Genomic DNA, 14722 nt, shown 5'->3' with positions numbered 1-14722 from the left:
GTTGGTCACGCGCTTCCCCTCCCCCGGTCCGCCCGGCGACGCACTGCCCGTGGACTCGTCAGGCCCGGCCGACCAGTTCGAAACCGGCCTCGGCCACGGCCTCGCGGACCGCGCCGTCCGCCAGCGCCCCGTCGCTCACGACCGTGACCTGACCACCCGCGAGATCCACCGCGACGCTGGACACCTCGGGTAGCCGCTCCAGCTCCTCGGTGACCGAGCGGGCGCAGTGCTCGCAGGTCATCCCGGTCACGGTGTAGGCGGTCGCGGTCATCGCGGTCCTCGTCTCCTCAGCCACTGTCCACAGGCCGGGCGGGTCCGCCCGGCAGCCCGAAGATACCCCTCCCCCGTATGGCACACAACTACCCCCAGGGGGTATCTGCGAGACGGCGACGGAAGTCACGGGAGCAGACCTGGACGCGAACCCGCAACCCCTGGCCGAGAGGCTCCGCCCCGCCCCTGCCTCCCGAGCGCCCCCGCCCGCCGACCGCGGCAAGAACCGCCCCGGCCCACGCCGCCCGGTGACGCCCCTGACCAGCCATCGAGCGCCGGCCGCGCCTAGCGGGGTGATCCCCCGGACGGGGATGACCGCCCGGTGGCCTGGGCGAACGCCGGCGGTGCGCGGCCCGGCGACCCGCGGCTCGCGCCGGCCACCCGCCGCGGGCCGGTCGAGTCGCTTGCCCGGCGCCACCATCGACGCACGCCGGACAAGCCTCACATCGACGCGCCGCCGCTCGGCGCCCGGCACCATCCGGCCGCCCGCGCCCTCACCAGCCCGATCGTCGAGCACCCCGCAATCCCGGAGCCCTCGACGGGCGATTGATCTTTCCGGGCAGCAGGCGGAAGGCCGCCGCTGGGGGCTGGGCTGTGGACGGGTGCGGGGGGAGGGGGTCAGCGGGGAGCGGCCAGGCCGCGGGCGACCTCGACGGCCCAGTAGGTGAGGATGATGTCGGCGCCGGCGCGGGAGATCGCGGTCAGCGTCTCGGCGATCGCCCGGTCCCGGTCGATCCATCCCGCGGCGGCGGCGGCCTCGACCATCGCGTACTCGCCGGACACCTGGTAGGCGGCGACGGGCACATCCACGGTGTCCGCGACCGCGCGCAGCACGTCCAGGTAGGCCAGCGCCGGCTTGACCATCACGGCGTCGGCGCCCTCGGCGAGGTCCAGCGCCACCTCGCGCAGCGCCTCGGCCACCGAGCGCGCCGGATCCTGCTGGTAGCCGGTGCGGTCACCGAACTGGGGAGCGCACTCGGCCGCCTCGCGGAACGGACCGTAGAACGCCGAGGCGTACTTCGCCGAGTAGGCGAGGATCGGCAGGTCGGTGAAGCCCTCGGCGTCCAGCGCCGCCCGGATCGCGCCGACCTGGCCGTCCATCATCCCGCTCGGCGCGACGACCTCGGCGCCGGCGCGGGCCTGCGCCACGGCGATCGAGGCGTAACGCGCCAGGGTGGCGTCGTTGTCCACCTCGCCGGCATCGGTCAACAGTCCGCAGTGGCCATGGTCGGTGCACTCGTCCAGGCACAGGTCGGTCATCAGCACGATGTCCCCGCCGACCTCGGCGACCAGGTCGGCCAGCGCGAGCTGGACGATCCCGGCGGGGTCGTCGGCGGCCGAGCCGCGGGCGTCCTTCGCCGCCGGCACGCCGAACAGGATCAGCCCGCCGACCCCGGCCTCGACCGCCTCGACGGCGGCCTTGAGCAACGACGAGCGGGTGTGCTGAACGACGCCGGGCATCGAGGTCAGGGGAACCGGCTGGTCCACGCCCTCCTTGACGAACATCGGCAGGACCAGGTCCGCCGGGTGCAGCCGTACGTTCGACACCAGCCGGCGCAGGGCGGGCGAGCGGCGCAGCCGACGGGGGCGCACCGCCGGAAACCCGGCCGGCCCCGAACCGCCCGACCCCGGGTTCCCCGGACCGGGGATTCCCGCTCCCGCGCTGCCGGCGCCCCGCGCTCCCGCTATCCCGCTCATCAGCCCCGCACCTCTCGACGACGGCCGGCCCACGCCGACGCTACCCGCCCTGCCGCTGCGGCCCTCCCACCTGTCCACAGGGGCACCTGGGACGCATAACCCTGTGGACAAAGGCCAGGAAGATGCCGGCCTACCGCCGCGAGCCGCGGCGCGGCTTGGGCAGGCGGGCCGCCAGCGGACCGATCTTGCCCAGCTCCTCACGATGCTCGGCGGCGAACTCGGCGAGCGCCCCGACCAGGGCCGGGATGGACGCCTCCGGCGCCTGCACGTCGACGCGCAGCCCGAGTTCCTGGGCGGTCGCCGCGGTGGCGGGGCCGATGACGGCGATCACCGTGGTCTCGTGCGGCTTGCCGGCGATGCCGACGAGGTTGCGCACGGTGGACGAGGAGGTGAACACGACGGCGTCGACCCTGCCCCCCTTGAGCGCCTCGCGGATCGGGGCGGGCGGCGGGGCGGCCCGGACCGTGCGGTAGGCGGTCACGTCGTCGACCTGCCAGCCGCGGTCCTTCAGGCCGGCGACCAGCGTCTCGGTGGCGATGTCGGCCCGCGGCAGCAGCACCCGGTCGAGCAGGTCGAGCGACTCGTCGTACTCCGGCCAGTCCTCCAGCAGGCCCTCGCTGGACTGCTGCCCGGAGGGGACGAGGTCGGGACGGATCCCGAAGGCGCGCAGGGCCTCGGCGGTTGCCTCGCCGATCGCCGCCACCTTGACCCCGGCGAAGGCGCGGGCGTCCAGGCTGCGCTCCTCGACCTTCTCCTGCACCGCACGCACGGCGTTGACGGAGGTGAAGGCGACCCACTGGTAGCGCCCGGAGACCAGGCCGGTGATCGCGCGTTCCATCGGGGCGGCGGTCCGCGGCGGCTCGACGGCGATCGTCGGCACCTCAAGCGGGCTCGCGCCGTGCGAGCGCAGCAGGTCGGACAGCGTCGCCGCCTGCTCCTTGGTCCGCGGCACCAGCACCGTCCAGCCGAACAGTGCCCGGGTCTCCCACCAGGACAGCTTCGTCCGGGTGGCGACGACGGCACCGACGGAGAGGACGACCTGGGTGATGGGTGCGGGGGCGGCGGTCAGCAACGGCGCGACGTCCGCCTCGACCCGGTCGAGGGTCGAGGTGACGGTGCGCTGGTCGGTGGTGGTGCCGTCGACGGTCACCGCGATCGGGGTGTCACCGGGCCGGCCGTGCTCCACCAGGGCCGCCGCGACCTTGCCGACCTCGGTCGGCGCCGCGGTGACCACGAGCGTGCCGGGCGTCTGGGCGAGCGCGGCCCAGTCGACGTCGCCGGGCGAGGGAACCGGCGCGCCGAACCCACCGAACCCGCCGGGGCTGCCCAGCCCCAGCGGCGACCCGAAGCCGGCGCCCAGCCCGCCACCGAGGCCGCCGCCGAGCCCGGTCATCGGACGAGCGCCGAGCCGGCCGGCGCCGAAGGGCGGGCCGGTCAGCGGGCCGACGGGTTCGCCCGCACCGAACGGCGAGGGCGCCGGGAGCGTCCCCGACGAGGAGAAGACACCCGACGTGCTGGCGAAGGTGATCGGCGAGCCGGGCGCGACGCCGGCGTAGGTGGCCACCGCGGCGCCCGTGAGGACTCCGGGCACGACCCGATAGGGGATCTTGGCCTTCGCGAGCGCCTGGGCGTCGGCGGCACCGATGCGGGTCAGCCACGGGTCCGACGCGTAGAGCCGGACGACCCTGTCCCCGGCGCGGGCCCGGCTGACCACCGCGGCGGTCGCCGCCTCGGCGTCGCGGACCGGCTTGGACGCCTCCAGGTCCCCGATGCGCAGCACCTCGGCGGAGAGGTTCTCCACGACGGCGGGTGCGACGTCGGGGTCGGCGACGACGAGGTCGGCCGACGAGAGGGTCTCGACCGCGAGGACGGTCAGCAGGCCCGGGTCACGGGGGCCGGCACCCACGAGTGCGACCGGGGAGACAGGCTTCTTCGTGCGTCGGGTGGCCATGCTCAGCGAATTCCCATCAGCGAGTGTGCTCCGGCGGACAGCAGGTCGTCCGCGAGGCGCTGCCCGAGCGCCTCCGGGTCGACGGCGGACCCGGTCACGTCACGCCGGAGGACGGTGCTGCCATCCGGCGCGGCGACGACCGCCCGCAGGCGCAGTCGACCCGCGGGGGACGCATCGCCGGCCGGTGCCACAGTGCCGACGGCCGCCGCCGGCGCAGGCTCTGCCACTGCCAAAGCGCCGACCGGGGCGGTACATCCAGCCTCGATCCCAGCGAGAAACGCGCGTTCCGCTCTGACCGCGACGGACGACGATGCGTCATCGAGCACAAACCGTAGCAGCTCGGCAAGGCCACCATCGACGGGCTGACCATGATCTGACCGCGTTTGGCCACCGTTCCGTCCCAGATCCGGACCCCGGCCCCGTCCGTCGCGCTCGTCATCCCCGCCCGCAGCGTCTCCGACACCCCCAGCATCCCCGCCCGCGGCCACCAGCGCGCGGGCCGGTCCGGCCAGCCTGAGCCCGGCCGCTGCGGCGCACTCGACCGCCAGCGCACCCTGGCCGGGCGCCGGCAGCATGACCTCGGGGTCGAGAATCTCCGTGACGGCGTCCAGGCGGTCCAGTCGCGCCAGTCCCGCGTACGCGAGGACGACGGCGTCGACCTCGCCGTCGATGGCCTTCTTCAGCCGGGTGTCGACGTTGCCGCGGATCGCGACCACGTCGAACCCGAGTCCGAGGGCCCGCAACTGGGCGGCGCGGCGCGGCGCGCCGGTCGCGACCCGGGTGCCCGGTCCGAGCTCGGCGAGCCCCCGCCCGCTGGGCGAGACGAGCACGTCCCGGGTGTCCTCCCGGGTCGGAACGGCGGCGAGCACGAGGCCGGGCGGGGTGGCCGTCGGCAGGTCCTTCAGGGAGTGCACGGCGAGGTCGATCTCGCCGGCCAGCAGGGCGTCGCGCAACGCGCTGACGAACACGCCGGTCCCGCCGATCTGGCTTATCTCCGCGGACGACCGGTCACCTACGGTTACGATCGGGACGAGGTCGACCGCGCAGCCCACCCTCTCCCGCAACTGCGCGGCGATCATGCCGGACTGGGCCAGGGCCAGCGCGGAGCGGCGCGTCCCCAGCCGTAGCCGGCGACCCGCAAACCGGGCGCGCAGCGTCGCGCCCCGGGCCGTCGCATCGGTCTCGGTACTGGTCGGCTCCATCGCCGTCACGAACGCTCCACAAGATCAAGGTCAGGCGCGGACACCACGGCGGGCACCTCGCGCGGAAGATCGAAAAGTTCCCGCAGGGCCTCGGCGTAGGAATCGCCCCCGGGCGCCCCGGCGAGCTGCTGCACCCGCACGGTCGGGGCGTGCAGCAGCTTGTCGACGACGCGGCGGACCGCGCCCTCCACCAGTTCCCACTCTCGATCGTCGAGGTCGGGCAGGCGGGAGTGCAACCGGGCAAGCTCGCCGTGCACGACGGAGTCGGCGTGTGCCCGCAGGGCGACCACGGTCGGCGCGACCCGGCCCGCGCGGCGGCGGTCGAGGAAGCCCGCGACCTCGGTGGAGACCAGGGCGCGGACCGCCTCCACGTCGTGCGCCACCTGGGCGCCGTCGAGCGCGACCCGCAGCGTCTCCAGGTCGATCAGGCTCACCCCGGGCAGGACGCGCACGCCCGGGTCGATGTCGTGCGGCAGGGCCAGGTCGAGGAACACCAGCGGTCGCCCGCCCCGCCCGGGCAGCGTGGCGGCGACGAGGTCGTGCTCGACGACGAGACCGGTGGCGCCGGTCGAGGAGATCACCAGGTCGGCCATGAGGATCTCGTGCGGGAGGTCGGCCAGGCCGACGGCCCGGCCGTCGTGCATCTCGGCGACCCGGGCCGCCCGGGCCGGGGTCCGGTTCGCGATCACGATCTCCGCGGCGCCGGCCCGGCGGGCGGTCTGCGCGGCCAGCGATCCGACCGCGCCGGCGCCGATGAGCAGCACCCGGGCGCCCGCCAGCGGCGGCGGCTCGGCCACGGGCGCCGCGAGCATCGCGGCGCCCCCGAGCTCGCCTGCGGACCCGCCCGGTGGCGCGACCGGCACGGCCGGCACCTCGCTGAGGATCCCCAGGCTGGAGGCGGCCAGCCGGATGCCCACCGCGACGATCGAGGCGCCGGCGGCGTCGATCGACGTCTCGGAGTGGGCCCGCTTGCCGACCCGCAGCGCCGCCTGGAACAGCCCGGACAGCGCGCTGCCCGCGACCCCGGCCGACTGCCCGGCCCGGAACGCGCCGCGCACCTGCCCGAGGATCTGCGACTCGCCGACGAGCATCGAGTCCAACCCACAGACCACTGAGAACAGGTGGCCGACCGCGCGGGCGTCGTGGTGGACATACAGATGTCCGGCCAGATCACCGAGATCGATCCCGCAGATCCGGCTGAGCTGGTCGGAGATGTCGGCCACACCGCCGTGGAAGGTCTCGACGTCGGCGTAGATCTCGGTCCGGTTGCAGGTCGAGAGCACGACCGCCTCGGTGACGTGCGCCGCGGCGGCGAGATCGTGCAGGACCTTCGGGGTGTCATCGCCGGACACCGACGCCTGCTCGAGCAGGGAGGTCGGGGCAGTCCGATGGTTGAGGCCCACCACCAGCAGGCTCACGACACCCCACCCCCCGCCAGACCCTGTGCGAACCCCCCGGCCAAGCCCCGCCGGCGGTCGCCGGCGAGCAGTGCGTCCGCGCCCGGCGGGGTGCCGCGGGTCGGCGGGGACGGCTCACCGACGTGGGCCCGGTGCGGTGCCGGCTGCCCGGCCCGGCTCTCCCGGACCGGCCCGACCTGACGAACCGCCTGCGCCGGCCGCGTCTGTCCGGCTTGACGAGTCACCCGCACGACCTCATCCGTCTCGGTCCTCACCCTGTCTGTTCGAGGCGTCAACTCGTCCGTGCTCGCCCCGTCCGCGCCCACCGCGAGGGACGTCTCACCGCCGCGCCCCGGGACCTCACCGGCAGGCACCTCACCGGCCGGCACCTCACCGGCCGAGCGCCCATCCGCCGCGGGCCCGACGCTGGGAAGCCCCGGCGGTGCCTGGCGGGCCCGGTCGGGCCACGCGCTGTGCGGCGACGCCCCGTCGGGGCCCACCGCGACGCCGGGGCCGGCGAGCGTCGGCCCACCGGGCGACCCCTCGCGGGGCGCGGATGGACGCTTCCGTGCCTCATGGAACGAAAGGATCTGAAGTTCCACGGCGAGGTCGACCTTACGCACGTCTACCCCTTCCGGCACCGACAGCACCGTGGGGGCGAAGTTGAGAATGCTCGTGACCCCCGCGGCGACCAGTCGGTCACACACCTGTTGCGCCGCGGCGGCCGGAGTGCAGATCACGCCGATCGTGACCGTACACTCGGCGATGACCCGCTCCAGCTCGTCAACGGGACGGACGATCACCGCGCCGACCCGTTCGCCGACCCGGTCCGGATCCGCGTCGACCAAAGCCACGATACGGAAGCCGCGGGCGTGGAACCCGCCGTAGCCGGCGAGCGCATGACCGAGGTTGCCGACACCGACGAGCACCACCGAGCGGTCCTCGGTGAGGCCGAGCTTCGCGGCGATGCAGTCAAGCAGGACGTCGACCTCGTAACCGACGCCCCGCGTCCCGTAGGAACCGAGGTGAGACAGGTCCTTACGGACCTTCGCCGGGGTGACACCGGCAGCGGCGGCCAGGGTGTCCGAAGACACAGTGTGAACCCCGCCCTCCGCGAGCGTGGTCAGTACCCGGAGGTAGAGGGGCAGCCGGGCGACCGTGGCCTCCGGCACCACGGAGCGGCCGGAATGCGGTTCACTGCGGGCTCGTCGCCGGATCACCGCTGGGCGACGCCGGGGCTGGCTCATCCGCGGCTCCGATCTGTGGGCGCGCGTCGCCGCCCGGAGCTGTGCGCCCGAATCCGTGGCCCCGCCGACCCTCCGCATGCGGTTGCCGGCGCCACAAGTCGGCTGTCGACGGGCAGTGTACGACTTCGTGAAGGGATTCACGAAGTGCCGGGGAGAGCCCAACCAGCGGATCAGCGACCCCCGCCGGAACGCAACGACCACCGGCGTCCGGCCAGCGCCCGCCGCAGCCGGTCCTCCTCTACCCGCCAGTAACCGTGCTCTCGGCCATCGACCAGGATGACCGGCACCCGGTCGCCGTACTCGTCGGCCAACCGCGGATCGGCATCGACATCCGCCTCGCGCCACCCGACCCCCTCCTGCTCCGCCACCCGCGCGATCGCGGCCCGCGCGGTGTCGCACAGATGACAGCCCACCCGGGTGAGCAGGGTGATCCGAGCGCTCTCGCCGCCGGGCTCTGCCGGTCCCGACCCGTCGTCGTCCATAACCCGATGGTAAGTCCGCCACGCGGCGCCTTCCGGTGGTCGCGACGATGGTCGGGACGGGCACGGCCCCGATCTACGACTGCCGCACGTTCGTCTTGCGGCTACACTCAGCTACCTGCGCCCTCACGTGCACCGGGCCTGCCGGCCCGTCCTGTCGCGACTGCATCCTCCGGAGCCGGGCTGTGACCGACTGCACGCTCGCCGACCTCGCCGCCGGCCTCGCCGCGGTGCGGCGCGGTCCGGGCGCGTGGACGCGGCCGCCGGCCCCCCTGCTGCCCACCCGCGCGCAGATCCGCACCACCCTGAGCCGGTTCGGGCTGGGGATCGCGGCCGTGACCGCGCCCCTGCCGGCGGCCGGGCCGATCACCAAGACGCCGCCCCCAGCAGGTGGGGCGGCCCCGGCGACGACGACGGCGCCCGCGCACCCAAACGCTGGTGCCGATGCCGTCCGGGTGGGCCCCGCGGCACGACGCGGCCGGACTGCCGCCGGGGAGCTCGGGGCAGGCTCCCCCGCCCAGGGCCGCGGCACGGCCGCTCCTGACGGACCGACGGAGTCGGAGCGGGCCGCACTCGTCGCGCGGGCCCGCCAGGGCGACACCGAGGCCTTCGGCCTGCTCTACGACCACTACGCCGAGCTGGTATTCCGATACGCGCTATACCGGCTGGGCGGCGACCCGGCAGCGGCCGAGGACATCGTCAGCGAGACGTTCCTGCGGGCGTTGCGGACCATCGGCGCGTTCCGCTGGCAGGGCCGCGACATCGGGGCATGGTTCGTCACCATCGCCCGCAACCTGCTGATCGACCAGGCCCGCTCGGCGCGACGCCGGTTCGAGATCCCCACCGCGGACATCCTCGCGGCGGCGGACGAGCGGGCCACCGCGCTCGCCGTGCCCGGCCCGGAGGAGTCGATCGTCGCCGTGTTGACCCACCGCGAGCTGTTGGACGCGGTCCGCCGGCTGCGCCCGGACCAGCAGGAGTGCATCGCACTGCGCTTCCTGGAGGGCCTCTCGGTCCGGGAGACGGCACTCGCGATGGGCCGCACCGAGGGTGCCGTGCGGGCCCTGCAGCTACGCGCCATCCGCGCCCTCGCCCGCAGCCTGCCCGCGGCAGGGCCGGCCTGACCGGCCCGGGCCACCGGCGCAGGCGGCGACGGATCTTCGGATTACCTGTGGACCACGGCACCTTTCTTGTCCCACCGGCACTTTTGCGCTGCCGGATCTGAACCGCCTGCAGCCACCGAGCGGGGTCGGGCCGTAGTCTGGCGGCGTGCCGACGAACCGAGGTGTGGAATCTGACGCGCCGAGGTGCTGACGACGAGTGGGCGGTGGGCCTGTCACCGCCCGGGCCGAGCGTCACCGTCCGGGCCGAGCCCCTCGCTCCACCGCGAACTGCATGGAGATGACTGATGAGGGTGCGACGCAGGGGTGTGGCCGAGACCAGGCAGGCGGCCGAGGCGGCCGCCATCGCCGCGTTGAAGGTCGCGGCCGAAGAGGTTCCCCGGCCCCCGCTCGACGAGTCCGCCGCCGCGTTCTTCGACGTGGACAACACGATGATGGCCGGCGCCTCGATCTTCTACTTCGCCCGTGGCCTCGCCGCGCGGGACTTCTTCGACTCGCGTGACCTGCTCCGGTTCGGTTGGCAGCACGTCACGTACCGGCTGCGCGGCCACGAGAACCCGGACGGGATGCGCGACGCCCGGGAGACGGCGCTGGCGTTCGTGGCCGGGCGCTCGGTCGCCGAGATCGTCCGCTACGGCGAGGAGATCTACGACGAGCGGATGGCCGAACAGATCTACTCCGGCGCGCACGCCCTGGCCCAGCAGCACCTGGACGCCGGCCAACGGGTGTGGCTGGTCACCGCGACGCCCGTGGAGTTGGCCTCGGTCATCGCCCGGCGCCTCAGCCTGACCGGCGCGCTCGGCACGGTCAGCGAGGTCACCGACGGCACCTACACGGGCCACCTGGTCGGCGGGCTGCTCCACGGCCAGGCCAAGGCCGAGGCGGTGCAGGCGCTCGCCGAACGGGAGGGTCTGGACCTGTCCCGCTGCTGGGCCTACTCCGACTCGATCAACGATCTGCCGATGCTCTCGCTGGTCGGCCACCCGGTGGCGATCAACCCGGATCCCGACCTGAAGACGGTCGCTCGGGAGCGGGAATGGCCGATCAAGGACTTCCGCACCGCCCGGAAGGCGGTCAAGATCGGTATTCCGGCCGCGGCCGGCGCCGGCGCGCTGGCCGGCGGCGTCGCCGCCGGGATGGCGCTGCGCCGCCGGGTGGCCAGCGTCTGATCGCCGCGGCACGCCGCGGTCGGCCTGTCCGGCCGCGGCGTCGCCCGGCTCAGAAGAACACCGACCGACGCTGCATCAGCAGGCTGTACAGCGTGTGCTGGATGGTCTCGCGGATGCGGTCGGTGAGCTCGAAGACGAGCATCGGATCGTCGGCCGCCTCCGCCGGGTAGGAATCGGTCGGCACAGGCTCCCCGAACTCGATGATCCACTTCGACGGCAGCGGGATCAGGCCCAGCAGGCCCAGCCACGGGAAGGTGGGCGTGATCGGCAGGTAGGGCAGGCCGAGCAGGCGGGCGAGCGACTTCACGTTGCCGATCATCGGGTAGATCTCCTCGGCGCCGACGACCGTGCACGGGATGATCGGTACCCCGGTCCGCAGCGCGGCGGAGACGAAGCCACCCCGACCGAAGCGCTGCAGCGTGTAGCGCTCGCTGAACGGCTTGCCCACGCCTTTGAAGCCCTCCGGCCAGACCCCCACCAGGTGCCCCGCGGTCAGCAGCCGCTCCGCGTCCGCCTGGCAGGCCAGCGTGTTGCCGATCTTGCGGGCCAACGGGGCGAGGAACGGCACGGCGAACACCAGGTCCGCCGCGAGCATCCGCAGGTTGCGGTGGGCCGGATGGTGGTCGAGGATCGCCATCGCCATCATCAGCGCGTCCATCGGCAGGGTGCCGGAATGGTTGGCTACCACCAGCGCTCCGCCGACGTCGGGAACGTTCTCCAGCCCGCGCGTCTCGATTCGGAAGTAGTCGCGGTAGACGGGGCGCAGCAGCGGTGCGATCACGTGCTCGGTGAGGTCGGGATCGAACCCGTGCTCATCGATGACATAGTCGCCGGTGATGCGCCGGCGCAGGAAGGCCAGCACGCCGGCCAGGGCCGTCTCCAGGTCACCGGCCTCGGCGGACCCGGCGCCCTCGGACCCGGCGCCCTCGGACCCGGCGCCCTCGGACCCGGCGGTCTCGAACCCGGCGGTCTCGGACCCGGCGCCCTCGAACCCGGCGGTCTTGGTGTCGTGCCCCGCGCCCGCGATACCCATCCGCCCGGTGGCCGCCACCCGACCGGCTCGCCTGCCGCGGCCGGGCGCGGCCGGGACGCTCCCCGCGGCGCCGTGCTCGGTGCCGCTCCCGGCCCCACCGTCCAAGCCGCTGCGCTCGCCCGGCCTCGCGGTGGCGCCCGGTGCGGAGCTGGTCCGGTCGACGGCGGTGCGGCCCGCGGCGGGGCGGCCGGTGCCGTCACGGCCGGCGGCGGGGTCGGCGGCGGCGGAGTCGGCGTCGGCAGGGTCGGCGTCGGCGGCGGCGGGCCCTGGGCGGCTGGTCGGCCGCTTCGCCCGCGACGGGCGGGCACCGTTGAGCGGGCGCACACCCGGGTCGGCCGGACGCCGGGGAGCCGGCTCTCCGGCATCCGCGGCGGCCGGATCGAGGCTGCCCGCAGCGCCGCGGGTGCCGGCCTCGGACGCCGCTGGGACCGCGTCTGCCGGCGGGGCGGCCGCGGCGGATCCGCCGGGCCGCGTGGGACGGGCCGCCGGCGTGCGGACGGCAGGTCGCGGGCGGGCACGGCGGGCCGGCCGGACGCCGTCCGCCGCGCCCGCCCGCTCCTCGCTGTTCAGCGGGATGATCTGCGCGTCCTCCCGGGATTCGTCACGGTCCGCCATGCGCTCCGCCTTCCCCCGTCCGCCGCCGTGGACGGCCGCTCCCACCCGTCGGACGCGTCACCGCGAGCCCACCAGCCGGCGCCGGTCCAGCGAGCCGAGCACACCGTGCTCGATGCGGGACACCAGCTCGTGGTCGATGGTGAAGCGCAGATCGCGATACCGGACGAAGTTGTCGAAAGTCTCCACGGTCGAGTATCGGGGCCGGTAGCCGAAGACCGTCTTCAGCCTGGCCGTGTCGACCGCGCGCCCGTGGGCGAGCAGGTCGAGTTGCTCGGCGGAGAAGTCGACGAGTCGTAGCCGGCGCGCCACGCCGCCGAGCGCGCCGATCGCCGGGAAGGGCACCGGCAGGAAGGGGCGGCCCGCCCGGCGGATCGCCTGGGAGAGCAGCAGCACCCCGTCGCCGGCGACGTTGAACGTGCCCGCATGGTCGCCACGGGTCGCGCGCAGGAGGACGGCGAGGGCGTCGTCGGAGTGCAGTAGCTGGATGCGGGGGTCGAAGCCGAGCACCGTCGGCACCACCGGCAGGTCCAGATAACGGGCAAGCGGGCTGTCCACCTGCGGGCCGAGGATGTTGGTGAAGCGCAGCACGGTGACCGCGATGTCGGGACGGCGCCGGCTGAACCCGCGGACGTAGCCCTCGACCTCGACGGCGTCCTTCGCGTAGCCGCCGGTGGGCAGGGATCGCGGCTCGGTGTCCTCGGTGAACAGCGCCGGGTCGCGCGGGGAGGACCCGTAGATGGACGTCGTCGACTTCACGACCAGCCGGCTGACACTCCTCGCCTTCTGGCAGGCGGCGAGGAGCTGCATCGTGCCAATCACGTTGATCTCTTTCATCGCGGCCCGGCCGCCCGCTCCCAGCGGGGTCGCGATGACGTTGAGATGCAGCACCGTGTCAACCTCCGCGGTGGAGATGACCTTGGCGATCAACGGGTGCCGGATGTCGGCTCGGACAAACCGGGTGCGGCCGAGATCCACGTCGGGCGCCGCCGTGTCGACACCGACCACGGCCTCGATGGTGGGATCCGCGGCGAAGGCCATCGCCACCTGGGCGCCCAGCGGCCGCGCGACACCGGTAACCAGCACCCGGCGTGGTCTCATAGCAGTCTCCCCGCAGCACCCGCAGGTGTCCCTCCGGCGCCGGGGCCGCACGGGCCGGCCGGATTGACCCGTCGGCCACCGCCGATCGCCGGTGGCCGTACCCGGTCGGGGACGATGCACGCGACCCCGCCGCGGTCATCCTACGCCCACACTTCCCACCCTCACTGCACAGCGTGAGATTATTCGGCGCGCCAACTACAGTCAGTGAACATCGTCAGGCGGGCAGCGGCAGATCCTGGACGATGCGGAACGCGGAGGGGTCCCGGGGAAGCTGCGCGATCACGACCGCGTCCTGGCGGCGCAACCGCAGCGCGTCCGACGCTCGGCCGCAGTTCACCGCGATCATCACGCGGCGCAGGGCGTCCTCGCACACGGTGACCCCACCCCGCGGCACCTCGCCGTAGGTGTGCGTGAAGGTCAGCCGCATGAGCCGGTTGCCGGCCCGGACCTCGACCGGATCGCCGAGCAGGATGCCGGCGGCTTCCAGGTCGATGCGGGTCACGTTGAGCGAGAGGTTGCCGAAATGGTCGATGGACACGACCTCGCCGTGGACGTGATCGTCGTCGACGCTGCACGCGCGCGGTCGGAACCGGGTGAGCGAGGCGGCGTCGAGCCGCGGACCGACATCCGTCAGGTCCAGGCCCGTCGCGAGCCGTGCCGCGACCGGCGCGTAGACGTCCCGCCCGCGAAACACCGCGGTGGGCAGCGGCAGCCACAGCTCCCGGTTGGCGATCTCGTGGACGTCCACGATCCCGCCGAGGGCCTCCCAGGCCAGGGACGCCACTCCGTTGTCCGGGCACACGAACACAGAGCCGTCGGCGGTGCGGACCGCGACCCCGCGGGTGTAACCGTCGGCGTCGAGGCGTTCGACGACGACGAGATGGATCCCGGCTGGCAGGTAGCCGACCGCCCCGGCGAGCGTGATCGCCGCGTGCCCCACGTCCTGGGGCGCGATCGAGTGGCACACGTCGAGAACGCGCGCGGACGGGGCGTGCCGCGCGATCACGCCGTGGCACACCCCGACGCAGGCGTCGTCGACGCCGTAGTCGGACAGAAAGTTGATCCACGATCCCGTCATGCCGTCCCCCTGCCTGCGGACCGGCCGCACTGCCGCCCCAGCGGAGCAAGCCTGCCACAGAGTCATGGCTTAAGCACGCAGAGCGACACGGCTAGGCTCCTGTAAGCACGGGAGCCGTACGCCATGCACGGGATGGAACGTCGGAAAGACGCCGATGACGGGGAACGTGGGCCCAGCCGACCATCCGCCGGCCGCCGGCTTGTCCCCCCGCCGGCCCTGGGCCGGGAACCTACTTCTTGTTGCGACGCTGAACGCGCGTGCGCTTCAGCAGCTTGCGGTGCTTCTTCTTGGCCATCCGCTTGCGACGCTTCTTGATGACTGAGCCCACGTACCCGACCGATCTATGTTGAGGAAGTTACCGGGC

Annotated in this window: 14 protein-coding genes; 3 read left to right on the top strand and 11 right to left on the bottom strand. The window is 74.0% G+C overall.

Translation table 11 applies throughout. From position 1 onward, the window contains the following. Nucleotides 1-58 precede the first annotated feature (58 nt). Entirely contained in the window at nucleotides 59-271 is a 213-nt protein-coding gene (locus FF36_RS11775) for a heavy-metal-associated domain-containing protein (protein WP_044885086.1), read from the bottom strand. 321 nt (nucleotides 272-592) lie between these two features. Here FF36_RS11775 and FF36_RS11770 point away from each other — a divergent pair, with 321 nt between their 5' ends. Continuing rightward, entirely contained in the window at nucleotides 593-820 is a 228-nt protein-coding gene (locus FF36_RS11770) for a hypothetical protein (RefSeq protein ID WP_044885085.1), read from the top strand. A gap of 68 nt (nucleotides 821-888) precedes the next feature. Here the strand turns inward: FF36_RS11770 and hemB are convergent, their stop codons facing one another. The 6 genes from hemB to FF36_RS11740 form a co-directional block, all read right to left on the bottom strand. Next, nucleotides 889-1968, bottom strand: coding sequence for a porphobilinogen synthase (hemB, locus tag FF36_RS11765; protein WP_044885084.1), 1080 nt, complete (start codon nucleotides 1966-1968; stop codon nucleotides 889-891). A 130-nt stretch (nucleotides 1969-2098) separates the two neighbouring features. Beyond that, nucleotides 2099-3919, bottom strand: coding sequence for a bifunctional uroporphyrinogen-III C-methyltransferase/uroporphyrinogen-III synthase (locus tag FF36_RS11760; protein ID WP_044885083.1), 1821 nt, complete (start codon nucleotides 3917-3919; stop codon nucleotides 2099-2101). Between the two features lie 2 nt (nucleotides 3920-3921). Continuing rightward, nucleotides 3922-5130, bottom strand: coding sequence for a hydroxymethylbilane synthase (hemC, locus tag FF36_RS11755; RefSeq protein ID WP_044885082.1), 1209 nt, complete (start codon nucleotides 5128-5130; stop codon nucleotides 3922-3924). Further along, nucleotides 5127-6539 (bottom strand): glutamyl-tRNA reductase, encoded by a 1413-nt coding sequence (locus tag FF36_RS11750; protein WP_044885081.1) that lies wholly within the window; start codon nucleotides 6537-6539, stop codon nucleotides 5127-5129. Before FF36_RS11750 ends, hemC begins: the two co-directional genes overlap by 4 nt. Continuing rightward, nucleotides 6536-7765, bottom strand: a complete 1230-nt coding sequence (locus FF36_RS11745) for a redox-sensing transcriptional repressor Rex (RefSeq protein WP_242422445.1) — start codon at nucleotides 7763-7765, stop codon at nucleotides 6536-6538. The genes FF36_RS11750 and FF36_RS11745 overlap by 4 nt, the downstream gene beginning before the upstream one ends. 170 nt (nucleotides 7766-7935) lie before the next feature. Beyond that, the gene (locus tag FF36_RS11740; RefSeq protein WP_044885079.1) at nucleotides 7936-8247 is read right to left on the bottom strand and encodes a glutaredoxin family protein; all 312 of its coding nucleotides are present in this window, start codon (nucleotides 8245-8247) and stop codon (nucleotides 7936-7938) included. Between the two features lie 182 nt (nucleotides 8248-8429). On the opposite strand from FF36_RS11740, the gene FF36_RS11735 reads away from it, so the two are divergent. Together FF36_RS11735 and FF36_RS11730 are read left to right on the top strand one after the other, a co-directional pair. Next, complete coding sequence (locus FF36_RS11735) at nucleotides 8430-9368, top strand: sigma-70 family RNA polymerase sigma factor (protein ID WP_044885149.1); 939 nt, start codon at nucleotides 8430-8432, stop codon at nucleotides 9366-9368. A gap of 284 nt (nucleotides 9369-9652) precedes the next feature. Next, nucleotides 9653-10534, top strand: a complete 882-nt coding sequence (locus FF36_RS11730; protein ID WP_044885078.1) for an HAD family hydrolase — start codon at nucleotides 9653-9655, stop codon at nucleotides 10532-10534. A 49-nt stretch (nucleotides 10535-10583) separates the two neighbouring features. Here the strand turns inward: FF36_RS11730 and FF36_RS39945 are convergent, their stop codons facing one another. The 4 genes from FF36_RS39945 to FF36_RS32690 all read right to left on the bottom strand — a co-directional run bounded on the left by FF36_RS39945 (nucleotide 10584) and on the right by FF36_RS32690 (nucleotide 14686). Next, nucleotides 10584-12182 (bottom strand): lysophospholipid acyltransferase family protein, encoded by a 1599-nt coding sequence (locus tag FF36_RS39945; RefSeq protein WP_082121849.1) that lies wholly within the window; start codon nucleotides 12180-12182, stop codon nucleotides 10584-10586. A 57-nt stretch (nucleotides 12183-12239) separates the two neighbouring features. Further along, nucleotides 12240-13280, bottom strand: coding sequence for an NAD-dependent epimerase/dehydratase family protein (locus FF36_RS11720; RefSeq protein ID WP_044885077.1), 1041 nt, complete (start codon nucleotides 13278-13280; stop codon nucleotides 12240-12242). 214 nt (nucleotides 13281-13494) lie between these two features. Further along, nucleotides 13495-14358, bottom strand: coding sequence for an SAM hydrolase/SAM-dependent halogenase family protein (locus FF36_RS11715; RefSeq protein WP_044885076.1), 864 nt, complete (start codon nucleotides 14356-14358; stop codon nucleotides 13495-13497). 229 nt (nucleotides 14359-14587) lie between these two features. After that, nucleotides 14588-14686 carry a 30S ribosomal protein bS22 gene (locus FF36_RS32690; RefSeq protein WP_003948845.1) on the bottom strand — a complete coding sequence of 33 codons (99 nt, stop codon included), beginning with the start codon at nucleotides 14684-14686 and terminating at the stop codon, nucleotides 14588-14590. Nucleotides 14687-14722: the final 36 nt, after the last annotated feature.

Source organism: Frankia torreyi (assembly GCF_000948395.1).
Lineage (GTDB): Bacteria > Actinomycetota > Actinomycetes > Frankiales > Frankiaceae > Frankia > Frankia torreyi.
This window is presented reverse-complemented; position numbering and strand designations above follow the sequence as displayed.

Coding starts and splice junctions, on each gene's coding strand:
- FF36_RS11715 (WP_044885076.1), bottom strand. CDS start 14,358: ATGACGGGATCGTGGATCAACTTTCTGTCCGACTACGGCGTCGACGAC.
- FF36_RS39945 (WP_082121849.1), bottom strand. CDS start 12,182: ATGGCGGACCGTGACGAATCCCGGGAGGACGCGCAGATCATCCCGCTG.
- hemB (WP_044885084.1), bottom strand. CDS start 1,968: ATGAGCGGGATAGCGGGAGCGCGGGGCGCCGGCAGCGCGGGAGCGGGA.
- FF36_RS11775 (WP_044885086.1), bottom strand. CDS start 271: ATGACCGCGACCGCCTACACCGTGACCGGGATGACCTGCGAGCACTGC.
- FF36_RS11730 (WP_044885078.1), top strand. CDS start 9,653: ATGAGGGTGCGACGCAGGGGTGTGGCCGAGACCAGGCAGGCGGCCGAG.
- FF36_RS11745 (WP_242422445.1), bottom strand. CDS start 7,765: ATGAGCCAGCCCCGGCGTCGCCCAGCGGTGATCCGGCGACGAGCCCGC.
- FF36_RS11760 (WP_044885083.1), bottom strand. CDS start 3,919: ATGGCCACCCGACGCACGAAGAAGCCTGTCTCCCCGGTCGCACTCGTG.
- FF36_RS11740 (WP_044885079.1), bottom strand. CDS start 8,247: ATGGACGACGACGGGTCGGGACCGGCAGAGCCCGGCGGCGAGAGCGCT.
- FF36_RS11720 (WP_044885077.1), bottom strand. CDS start 13,280: ATGAGACCACGCCGGGTGCTGGTTACCGGTGTCGCGCGGCCGCTGGGC.